Origin of the sequence: Flavobacterium sp., assembly GCF_003525665.1 — a bacterium.
Classification (GTDB): domain Bacteria; phylum Bacteroidota; class Bacteroidia; order Flavobacteriales; family Flavobacteriaceae; genus Flavobacterium.
In genome coordinates, this window is record NZ_DQDX01000015.1 from 27,564 (window position 1) to 39,107 (window position 11,544).

The 11,544-nt window shown below is 34.5% G+C and carries 4 protein-coding genes; all 4 read right to left on the reverse strand.

The annotated features are described in order from the left end of the window. Window positions 1-226: 226 nt before the first annotated feature. Window positions 227-2,494, reverse strand: coding sequence for a hypothetical protein (locus DIU01_RS00990; protein WP_290831403.1), 2,268 nt, complete (start codon window positions 2,492-2,494; stop codon window positions 227-229). Window positions 2,495-2,786: 292 nt separating this feature from the next. Then, on the reverse strand, window positions 2,787-3,098 hold the full coding sequence (locus DIU01_RS00995; RefSeq protein ID WP_290831404.1) for a DUF3467 domain-containing protein: 312 nt from the start codon (window positions 3,096-3,098) through the stop codon (window positions 2,787-2,789). A gap of 3 nt (window positions 3,099-3,101) precedes the next feature. After that, window positions 3,102-7,415, reverse strand: a complete 4,314-nt coding sequence (gene rpoC, locus DIU01_RS01000) for a DNA-directed RNA polymerase subunit beta' (RefSeq protein ID WP_290831405.1) — start codon at window positions 7,413-7,415, stop codon at window positions 3,102-3,104. A 246-nt stretch (window positions 7,416-7,661) separates the two neighbouring features. Further along, complete coding sequence (gene rpoB, locus DIU01_RS01005) at window positions 7,662-11,474, reverse strand: DNA-directed RNA polymerase subunit beta (RefSeq protein WP_290831406.1); 3,813 nt, start codon at window positions 11,472-11,474, stop codon at window positions 7,662-7,664. Window positions 11,475-11,544: the final 70 nt, after the last annotated feature.

Genomic DNA, 11,544 nt, shown 5'->3' on the forward strand with positions numbered 1-11,544 from the left:
TTGATTTTCATAATCTAGATTTTTACAAAAAAATAATACTAAATAATTTAGTCATCATTTACTGAATATACATTCATGATTTAAAAAATTTTAGACAATTTCTAAATTAAAAATACTTTTTCCGAGAATAATAAGTATAAAAAAAAACAGCACCAAACTTTGGTGCTGTTTACAATTTATTTTTTTTAATTATTTATTTTTAGCCAAATAATTAATTGTTATTTATTTAGTTAGCAACTTTCTTAACTACTACAATTCCTTCAGAAGAAGTGATTTGAACAATTAAAGTTTGATTGGTTGCAGGAACATTAATTTGAGTTTGTGAAGCGTTAACTTTATTGCTTTGAGCTAAAAATCTACCTAAAACATCAAATACTTTTACCGTACTCATTGTATTAGAACCAGAATTGATATTTAACACATTGTTTTGATTGTAGATGTAAACATTATTTGATGTAAAATCTACAACATCTGTACTTAATGCATTTTGGTAAACTACATCAAAGCGGCCATTGAAAACTCCAGCTTGAGATGTAAAGTTATACGCTCCAGAATTTAAGTTTTGAACAGTATTAGTAAGATTATCTCTTAAGTAGATAATTTGACCATTACTTGAAAACAAACCATCTTTATCAAAAAGAGAGATTGAATAATTTCCAGCAGTTTGTGCTTTGAAACCTAAAGAAACAACATCACTAGCAGTAAAAGGCAACGTTTTTCCTTGGATAGTGAATTCTTCACCAGCAATTAAAGAAGTTAAAGCTGTTGCGCTATCGTTGATGTATTTACCATCAATTTGAGCATCTAAACCATTAGTTGCACCAGTCATGTAAGAAACCAATGTTTGTCCGATTGTTTCAGTTGCATTTGATAAATTTAACCAAAATCTATTTTTTTCTACAGTTGTTGGTAATGCTGCAGAAGCACTTCTAAACGTTTGATTGTCATTATTTGGCGTAGCACGCATTAAGTTGTTATACACTAATGAAGTACCATTTGCTTTAGCAATAAAACCTTGTCCTACTTGAATAGTGCCGTTTGGAATTCCACTTGTAGCTGTAGCTGTAGTTCCTGGCGCTGGAGAAGTTCCTCCTGCTAAAGTATAGGTTGCATAGGCAGAACCTGCTGCACCATTAGTTTTTCTCCAAAAATATAAAGCATCAGTTAAACCATTTGCCGATATAAATGCATCAGCACTTATTGTTGATGGATAAGGATTTCCAGTTGCATAAAACTGTCCCGGAGTTAATGAAGTTAAACTAACTGGACCATTATTTGGTACTCCAGAAAAAGTTCCTGTCCAAACCGCTGGTGCAGTTGGATGATCGAAAGGTAAACGAATTAAATATCCGGTAGCGTTTACAAATTCTGATGTAGAAGGTGATGCTACAGAAACGTAAACATTATTCACATTGTCATAAGTGTAAAATCTTATTGCTGGCGTAAGAGATGTTAAAGGTGAAAACTCTAAAAGTTTTTGAGATCCATCCACTGGAGTTGACCACATAACATAATCAAAACGCATTAATGGATTTGTATCACGTTTCACAGTGATATTTCCTGAGTTAGTTGTATTGTTTGCTTGAACTAAGTTGGCATTGCTTTCAACTGTAAGTAAACCATTATTGATAACTTCATCTTGAACAGTGATATTTGTACCAGGATTGATTGTTAAATTACCGTTTGTTGTTACTGTTAATTTTTTGGCAGTAAAACCTATTTGAGTTCCTCCAGCATTTGAATTGTAAATTCCATCGATAATAGCTTCTGTTGGAGACGTTGGAACACCATCTGACCATGATGTACCATTCCACGTTGTTGAAACTGGAATTGAAGTGGCGTTTACTACAATGTTATCTAATCTATTGTTTGAAGTTGCATTACTTGCACCTGAAAATGTGATACGAATATAAACTGATGCTGCACCATCAACTGTATTTATTGAAGACAAATCTAGTGTTTTCAATGCAAAAGATGTAGTTGTTGGTGCAAGATTTGAGCCAAAATTTGTAAAAGAAATACCATCTATACTCCAAGCAAACTGATAAGTAGTGTAAGATGTACTTCCAGATTGTCTTGCAGCAAACGTTAATATTGGATTTTGAAAACCAGACATTGAAAATTTAACGACCATAGACTTACCATTTGAAGATAAAGAAGCACCGCCTACTGGACAATAAGAAAAACCAGCAGAAGCCATAGCACCTCTTGGATCATTAACAGTTGACCCTGCAAAGGCAGTAAGTTCATTACCTGTAGTAGCTGTAGTCCATGTCGAAGACCCGTTTGTTCCGTTAGCATAAATGGCTGCTACTCCGACTTGCGTCCCCAAATTTGCTGTAACACTATTAGGTGTATTGGGAGCAGCACTTGTACTATCAAAAGTCCATGCTGCTAACTGCGTCTGCCCAAAACTGACTTGAGCATTAAAACCAAAAATTGCTAAAAACAAAAACGTTTTTAAATAATTGTGTAATCGTAAAGATCTTTTCATATACATTAAGTTTATTTCTTCATTCTATTTTTATCATTATCAGTTAGCTGTTAAATCATACTAACAATAATAATGAAAGCAAAATTAAGGGTAAAACCAGCAATTATCAATACACAATCTTTATTAAATTGTAAAGTTTAAAGTTTTTCGACGAACGGCAGATTTTAACGATTAAATACACAAAAGTTTTGTTTATCAAATTCAAAAAAGGAATAGTAGTCTCAATTTATACCAATAAAAAAACTCCTCAATTGCTTGAGGAGTTTCATTTTTATCTGAATAAACTTAAAATTTAAGCTTGACCAGTTGGACCAAAATTTAAAGGAACATGTGGCTGTTCTGTATCTTTAATTTCACCATGAGCAGATTCAAATCGGTGGATATTTTCTCCAATAGCTTTAAGTAATCTCTTAGCGTGTTGTGGAGTTAAAATAATTCTCGATTTCACCTTCGATTTAGGAACACCAGGCATGATGGTCACAAAATCTAAAACAAATTCTGACGGAGAATGATTGATAATTGCTAAGTTAGAATAAATTCCTTCAGCAGTTTTTTCATCAAGCTCGATGTTGATTTGTCCTGGTTGTTGATTATTATCGCTCATTTCTTAGTAGATATATTCTTCTTTGTTAGCCATCATTTCGTTATAATCGTCTTTAGAACCTACAATAGTATGATCGTAATCTCTCATACCTGTACCAGCAGGAATTCTATGTCCAACAATAACATTTTCTTTAAGACCTTCTAATGTATCCACTTTACCAGCTACAGCTGCTTCGTTTAATACTTTTGTAGTCTCTTGGAACGAAGCTGCAGAAATGAATGACTTAGTTTGAAGCGAAGCTCTAGTAATACCTTGTAATACAGGAGTTGCAGTTGCTGTGATCACTTCACGAGCTACAACTAAGTTTTTATCATTACGTTTCAATAATGAATTTTCATCTCTTAACTCACGTGGAGAAATGATTTGACCTGGTTTAAGATTATCTGAATCTCCAGCATCTTCAACCACTTTCATTCCGTATAATTTATCGTTTTCACGAATAAAATCACTTGTGTGAATTAATTGCTCTTCTAAGAATAAAGTATCTCCTGGATCTTCAACTCTTACTTTACGCATCATTTGACGAATAACAACCTCAAAGTGTTTATCATTGATTTTTACACCTTGAAGACGGTATACTTCTTGAATTTCGTTAACCAAATACTGTTGAACAGCAGATGGACCTTGAATTCTTAAAATATCATCTGGAGTAATTGCACCATCAGATAAAGGAACTCCAGCTTTTACGAAGTCATTTTCTTGAACAAGAATTTGGCTTGATAATTTTACTAGATATTTCTTAATCTCACCAAATTTAGATTCGATGATGATTTCACGATTACCTCTTTTAATTTTTCCGAAAGAAACAACTCCATCAATTTCTGAAACTACAGCAGGATTAGAAGGATTACGAGCTTCTAACAACTCAGTAATTCTTGGTAAACCTCCGGTAATATCGCCAGCTTTAGAAGAACGACGAGGAATTTTTACAAGGATTTTACCTGCTTTAATTTTCTCTCCATCTTCTACCATAAGGTGAGCTCCAACTGGTAAGTTGTAAGAACGAATAAGTTCTCCATCTTTACCGTAAACCAATAATGTTGGAATTAATTTTTTATTTCTTCCTTCAGAAATTACTTTTTCTTGGAAACCTGTTTGCTCATCGATTTCAACTTGGAACGATTGTCCTTGTTCTAAATCTTCATAAGCAATTTTTCCTGTAAATTCAGAAACAATTACACCGTTATATGGATCCCATTTACAAATTGCAGCTCCTTTTTCAACTATGTCACCATCTTTTACATTGATAACAGAACCGTAAGGAATGTAATGAGTACTTAATAAAATTCCAGTTTTAACGTCAATTAATTTCAATTCAGTTGAACGAGAAACTACGATATCTACTTTGTTACCATCGGCATCTTCACCAATAACAGTTTTTAAATCTTCAATTTCTAGTTTTCCACCAAATCTTGCAATAATGCTTGATTCTTCAGAAACTCCACCGGCAACTCCACCAACGTGGAATGTACGAAGTGTTAACTGTGTACCTGGCTCTCCAATTGACTGTGCAGCGATAACACCGACAGCTTCACCTTTTTGAGTCATTTTTCCAGTTGCTAAGTTTCTTCCGTAACATTTAGCACAAATACCTTTTTTAGCTTCACAAACTAGAGGAGAACGTACTTCCACTTTTTCAACTGGAGATTCTTCAATAGCTTTAACGATAGCTTCGGTAATTTGTTCACCTGCATGAACTAAAATATTAGAATCAAGAGGATTGATAACGTCTTGTAATGCAACACGTCCTAAAATTCTTTCTCCTAATGTTTCAACAATTTCTTCATTTTTCTTTAAAGCCGAAACTTCAATTCCTCTTAAAGTACCACAATCTACAGAGTTAACGATAACGTCTTGAGAAACGTCATGTAATCTACGAGTTAAGTAACCAGCATCGGCAGTTTTAAGAGCCGTATCCGCAAGACCTTTACGAGCACCGTGAGTAGAGATAAAGTACTCAAGGATAGAAAGACCTTCTTTAAAGTTAGAAAGAATCGGGTTTTCGATAATTTCACCACCACCAGCAGTAGATTTTTTAGGCTTAGCCATCAAACCACGCATACCGGTTAACTGACGAATTTGTTCTTTAGATCCACGCGCTCCAGAGTCAAGCATCATATATACCGAGTTGAAACCTTGTTGGTCTTCTCTAATATTTTTCATTGCTAATTCTGTTAATTGAGCATTTGCAGAAGTCCAAATATCAATAACCTGATTGTAACGTTCGTTATTTGTGATAAGTCCCATGTTATAGTTCATAGAAATACCTTCTACTTGAACACGAGCATCAGCAATTAATTTAGTTTTTTGCTCTGGAATTCTAATATCACCTAATGAGAATGATAAACCACCTTTGAAGGCAAATTTATAACCCATATCTTTCATGTTATCAAGGAAAGCTGCCGTTGTAGGAACATCTGTTACTGCAAGGATTTTTCCAATAATATCACGTAAAGATTTTTTAGTTAATACTTCGTTTATGTATCCTGCAGCTGGAGGAACTACTTCGTTGAATAGTACTCTACCTGCAGTTGTTTGAATAACTTTGTAAACTAACTCTCCGTTTTCATTAAAATCTTTAGCACGTACTTTAACACGAGCATTCAATTCTAATCTACCTTCATTCAAAGCAATATTTACTTCTTCTGCAGAGTAGAAAGTTAAATCTTGACCTAAAATTACGTGTCCTTCAGTAGTCAATCTTTCTTTGGTCATATAATAAAGACCAAGAACCATGTCTTGAGAAGGTACAGTAATTGGAGCACCATTCGCTGGATTCAAGATATTGTGAGAAGCCAACATTAATAATTGTGCTTCAAGAATAGCTTCTGGTCCAAGTGGCAAGTGAACCGCCATCTGGTCACCATCAAAATCCGCGTTAAACGCCGTACATACTAATGGGTGTAATTGGATCGCTTTTCCTTCAATTAATTTTGGTTGGAAAGCTTGAATACCCAATCTGTGTAACGTAGGAGCACGGTTTAGTAATACTGGATGTCCTTTAATTACATTTTCTAAGATATCCCAAACTACTGGCTCTTTTTTGTCTATTATTTTCTTAGCCGACTTAACTGTTTTAACAATTCCTCTTTCGATTAATTTACGAATAACGAATGGTTTGTATAGTTCAGCAGCCATATCTTTAGGAAGACCACATTCGAACAATTTCATTTCTGGCCCAACAACAATTACTGAACGCGCAGAATAATCGACACGTTTTCCTAATAAGTTTTGACGGAAACGACCTTGTTTACCTTTTAATGAGTCAGATAAAGATTTTAATGGTCTGTTTGATTCTGTTTTAACAGCAGAAGCTTTACGAGTGTTATCAAATAATGAATCTACAGACTCTTGTAACATACGTTTTTCGTTTCTTAAGATAACTTCTGGAGCTTTGATCTCCATTAATCTTTTAAGACGGTTGTTTCTGATGATAACTCTACGGTACAAGTCATTCAAATCTGAAGTTGCGAAACGACCACCATCAAGTGGCACTAATGGACGCAATTCTGGTGGAATAACTGGAATTACTTTAAGAATCATCCATTCTGGACGGTTCTCTCTGTTTAAGTTAGAGTCACGGAAAGATTCAACAACTTGTAATCTTTTTAATGCTTCTGTTTTTCTTTGTTTAGAAGTTTCATTGTTTGCGCTGTGTCTTAATGAATAAGAAAGTGCATCTAAATCGGTTCTAGCCAATAAATCCATAATACATTCTGCTCCCATTTTGGCAACAAATTTATTAGGATCAAAATCATCAAGGTATTGATTGTCTGCAGGAAGCGTATCTAAAATATTTAAATATTCTTCTTCTGTTAAGAAATCAAGTCTTTGTAATGATTCACCTTCGGCACTTTTAGCGATACCAGCTTGGATTACTACATATCTTTCGTAGTAGATAATCATGTCTAATTTCTTAGATGGTAAACCTAAAATGTAACCAATTTTGTTTGGAAGTGAACGGAAATACCAGATATGAGCGATTGGCACAACAAGGTTGATGTGTCCTACTCTATCACGACGTACTTTTTTCTCAGTTACTTCTACACCACAACGGTCACATACGATTCCTTTGTAGCGAATTCTTTTATATTTTCCACAAGCACATTCAAAATCCTTTACTGGACCAAAAATTCTTTCACAAAATAAACCATCACGTTCTGGTTTGTGCGTTCTGTAGTTGATTGTTTCTGGTTTTAAAACCTCACCTCTTGATTCTGCCAAAATTGATTCTGGAGAAGCAAGTCCAATAGTTATCTTATTGAATCTTTTAATGGTGGTTTGCTTGTTGTCTTTGTTGTTTCTGTTATTCATCATAGTTTTTACTATTGATTTACTACTATTAATTGAACTTAGATTTATGATTTTTGCTTTCCTAAAAAAACTAAACCATTAAGTTACTACCTCGAATTACTTCTCTAAACTTCAAACACATTTTTGAAGTGCTAGTTATGAAAACCTATCGGCTTAAATAAAAAATCGGAACGGTTTACGGGTATAAATCTTTAAAAACTTTTTATAAATGCAAATATAGAGACGTGATAAATCACGCCTCTACTATAATTATTCTTCTAATCTGATGTCTAATCCAAGACCTTTCAATTCATGCATTAATACATTGAATGATTCTGGTAATCCTGGTTCTGGCATAGTTTCACCCTTAACGATTGCTTCGTAAGTTTTAGCTCTACCGATAACGTCATCCGATTTAACTGTTAAGATTTCACGTAGTGTACTTGATGCACCGTATGCTTCAAGTGCCCAAACCTCCATCTCTCCAAAACGTTGACCTCCAAATTGAGCTTTACCTCCAAGTGGTTGTTGAGTAATAAGTGAGTATGGTCCGATTGAACGTGCGTGCATCTTATCGTCAACCATGTGTCCAAGTTTCAACATATAGATAACTCCAACTGTTGCTGCTTGGTGGAAACGTTCACCTGTTCCTCCATCATATAAATAAGTATGACCAAATCTTGGAATTCCTGCTTCGTCTGTTAGTTCATTAATTTGATCTAAAGTTGCACCATCAAAGATTGGAGTTGCATACTTACGACCTAATTTTTGTCCTGCCCATCCAAGTACAGTTTCATAAATTTGTCCAATGTTCATACGAGAAGGTACACCAAGTGGATTCAATACGATATCAACTGGAGTTCCATCTTCAAGGAACGGCATATCTTCATGACGAACGATACGAGCAACGATACCTTTGTTACCGTGACGTCCAGCCATTTTATCACCTACTTTTAACTTACGTTTTTTAGCGATATATACTTTAGCCAATTTCAAGATTCCTGCTGGGAGTTCATCTCCTACAGTAATTGTAAATTTCTCTCTACGTAAAGCACCTTGTAAATCGTTTAACTTGATTTTGTAGTTGTGAATTAAGTCGTTAACCAAACGGTTAGTTTCGTCATCAGCAACCCATTGTCCTTTAGTTAAGTGAGCAAAATCTTCTACAGCATAAAGCATTTTTTGAGTATATTTTTTACCTTTTGGTAAAACTTCTTCACCCAAATCATTCATTACACCTTGAGATGTTTTTCCGTTTACAATTAGGAATAATTTTTCAACAAGTTTGTCTTTTAATTCAACAAATTTCGTTTCAAATTCTAATTCTAAAGTAGTTAAAGCATCTTTATCTTGCGTTCTCTTACGTTTATCTTTTACCGCTCTTGCGAATAATTTTTTGTCTAAAACTACACCATGTAATGAAGGAGACGCTTTTAATGAAGCATCTTTTACATCACCAGCTTTATCACCGAAGATAGCTCTTAAAAGTTTTTCTTCTGGAGTTGGATCTGATTCTCCTTTTGGTGTAATTTTTCCGATAAGAATGTCGCCAGGTTTAACTTCGGCTCCAATTCTAATCATACCATTTTCATCTAAATCTTTAGTAGCTTCTTCAGAAACGTTAGGAATATCATTAGTCAACTCTTCGTTACCTAATTTTGTATCTCTAACTTCTAATGAATAATCATCTACGTGGATAGAAGTGAAAATATCGTCACGAACTACTTTTTCAGAGATTACAATTGCATCCTCGAAGTTATATCCTTTCCATGGCATAAATGCTACTTTAAGGTTTCTACCGATTGCTAATTCTCCGTTTTGAGTTGCGTAACCTTCACAAAGTACTTGACCAAATTGAACTCTATCACCTTTTCTTACGATTGGTTTTAAGTTAATAGAGGTACTTTGATTCGTTTTTCTAAATTTGATTAATTTATAAGTTTTTTCATCTGGGTCAAAACTTACCATTCTTTCTTCTTCAGTTCTGTCGTATTTGATGGTAATCATATTAGCATCAACGTATTCAACAGTTCCGTTTCCTTCAGCATTAATCAATACTCTTGAATCTGAAGCAACTTGTCTTTCAAGACCAGTTCCAACAATTGGAGCTTCTGGACGTAATAATGGAACGGCTTGACGCATCATGTTTGATCCCATCAAGGCACGGTTCGCATCATCATGTTCCAAGAAAGGAATTAATGAAGCCGAAATAGAAGCAATCTGATTTGGAGCAACGTCAGTATAATGAATTTCAGTTGGTTTAACAACTGGAAAATCACCTTCTTCACGAGCAATAACCGTATCAGCAGTAATTGAACCTTTAGCATCCATTTCGATGTTTGCTTGAGCGATCATTTTACCTTCTTCTTCTTCTGCGCTTAAATAAACTGGAGTAGATTCTAAATCAACAACACCATTAGTCACCTTACGGTATGGAGTTTCAATGAATCCCATTCCGTTAACTTTCGCATAAACACCTAAAGATGAAATCAATCCAATGTTTGGTCCCTCAGGAGTTTCAATTGGACAAAGTCTTCCATAGTGAGTATAGTGAACGTCACGAACCTCGAAACCAGCTCTTTCTCTTGAAAGTCCACCTGGTCCTAGTGCTGATAATCTTCTTTTGTGCGTAATCTCTGCTAATGGATTCGTTTGATCCATAAATTGAGATAACTGGTTAGTACCAAAGAAAGAGTTGATAACCGAAGATAATGTTTTAGCATTAATCAAATCGATTGGTGTAAACACCTCGTTATCTCTAACGTTCATTCTCTCACGAATAGTTCTAGCCATACGAGCTAAACCAACACCAAATTGTTGAGAAAGTTGCTCTCCAACTGTTCTTACACGACGGTTTGATAAGTGATCAATATCATCAATATCTGCTTTCGCATTGATTAATTCGATCAAATATTTAATGATAGTAATGATATCTTCTTTAGTCAAAACTTGTTTTTCCATTGGAATATCAAGGTTTAACTTTTTGTTCATTCTATAACGACCTACTTCACCTAAGTTGTAACGTTGGTCAGAGAAGAACAATTTATCGATAATACCACGAGCCGTTTCCTCATCAGGCGGTTCAGCATTACGTAATTGTCTATAGATATGTTCAACAGCTTCTTTTTCAGAGTTTGTTGGATCTTTTTGTAATGTATTATGGATGATTGCATAATCAACTTGATTATTTTCTTCCTTGTGTAATAAAATTAATTTTACATCAGCGTCAAGAATTTCTTCTACATTATCTTTATCTAAGATAGTATCACGATCTAAAATAATTTCGTTACGTTCGATAGAAACTACTTCGCCAGTATCCTCATCCACGAAATCTTCGTGCCAAGTATTCAATACTCTCGCTGCTAATTTTCTACCAACATATTTTTTAAGACCTGTTTTTGAAACTTTGATTTCTTCTGCAAGGTCAAATATCTCAAGAATATCTTTATCTCTTTCAAATCCGATAGCACGTAAAAGAGTTGTAACAGGTAATTTTTTCTTTCTATCAATGTACGCATACATTACGTTATTGATATCAGTTGCAAATTCTATCCAAGAACCTTTAAAAGGAATTACTCTGGCAGAATACAATTTAGTACCATTTGCATGGAATGATTGACCAAAGAAAACTCCTGGAGAACGGTGTAATTGCGAAACAACCACACGCTCAGCACCATTTATAACAAATGTTCCGCTTGGCGTCATGTAAGGAATAGTACCTAAATAAACGTCTTGAACTATAGTTTCAAAATCCTCATGTTCAGGATCTGTACAATATAATTTAAGGCGTGCTTTAAGCGGTACACTATACGTTAAACCTCTTTCGATACACTCTTGAATAGAGTAACGTGGTGGATCAACAAAGTAATCTAGGAATTCTAATACAAATTGGTTTCTTGTATCTGTGATTGGAAAATTTTCCATGAAGGTATTGTATAAACCTTCGTTGCCTCTCTCGTCAGATTTGGTTTCCAATTGGAAAAAATCTTGGAACGACTTCACCTGAACATCCAGAAAATCTGGGTATTGAGGAATGTTTTTTGTAGAGGCAAAATTCAATCTTTCAGTCTGATTTGTTATCATCAATGGACAAAATTTTGATTAAAAAAAAGTAATTGTTTTGTGTTATGTATACTTTCTTTTATTGTCAATG